The 1,117-nt window shown below is 56.6% G+C and carries 1 pseudogene; it reads left to right on the top strand.

Going from position 1 to position 1,117, the window contains the following annotated elements:
* Positions 1-1,051: pseudogene (locus HW561_RS23265) on the top strand (IS3 family transposase); the annotation flags it as partial.
* Positions 1,052-1,117 lie beyond the last annotated feature (66 nt).

Raw genomic sequence — 1,117 nt, 5'->3', positions numbered from 1 at the left:
GCATCAGTGATGCGACTTTCTACAAATACAAAGCAAAGTTTGGCGGCATGAACGTGTCGGATGCCAAGAAGCTGTGGGCGCTGGAAGACGAGAACAACAAGCTGAAGCGTATGCTGGCGGATGCGATGCTGGATAATGCTGCATTGAAGGATCTCGCGACAAAAAACTACTGACGCCTGATGTGAAGCGGCGAGCCGTGCGCGATGTGATGGATCGGCACGGTTTGTCCGAGCGTCGGGCGTGTGAATTGGCCACTCTGCATAGGTCAGTCTTTCAGTATCAGAAGCAGGATCAGGGCGATGATGCCTTACGCAAGCGGCTACGCGAGCTGGCGAATGAACGCCGTCGGCTCGGCTATCGTCGTTTGGGCATCTTGCTGGCCAGGGAAGGTTTTGAGGTGAACCACAAGAAGCTGTTCAGGCTCTATCGTGAGGAAGGGCTGGCGGTGCGCCGTAGGCGGTCACGCAAGCGGGCTTTGGGCACGCGGCGACCCATTCTGGTGCCGGATTGCGCCAATCAGCGTTGGTCGTTGGATTCTGTCTCCGACGCTTTCGAAGATGGGCAGCGGTTCCGCGTGTTGTGCATTGTGGATGACTGCACCCGTGAGGCACTGGCAACTGTCGTGGATCGTTCTTTGTCCGGCGCGAGGATGACGCGTGAACTGGACGACCTGATCCGTCAGCGTGGCCAGCCCGATATGATCGTCTCTGACAACGGAACGGAAATGACGTCTCATGCAGTGCTGAGATGGTGCCAAGATACCGGAGTTGGCTGGCATTACATCGCGCCCGGCAAGCCAATGCAAAATGCGTTCGTGGAAAGCTTCAATGGCCGTCTGCGAGATGAGTGTTTGAATGAGCATATCTTCGGCAATCTCGCCGAAGCCCGAAAGATCATCGAAAACTGGAGGATCGATTACAACACACAGCGACCACACACATCACTTGGCGGGCTGGCTCCAGCCGTTTACGCCAACCTCAACCGTGCCACCCGGCCTGCTTCGCTTGAGCTACGCAAGGGCTCCGCTCAGCAGGCCTTGACCGCAACCTAATCACGAGAAAGAAACAGGAACGGAGTACTAACACCTCAATGGCCCGGATCAAGGGGCTGGGTCAGT

The sequence above is a fragment of the Ruegeria haliotis genome (assembly GCF_013377785.1).
Lineage (GTDB): Bacteria > Pseudomonadota > Alphaproteobacteria > Rhodobacterales > Rhodobacteraceae > Ruegeria > Ruegeria haliotis.
This window is presented reverse-complemented; position numbering and strand designations above follow the sequence as displayed.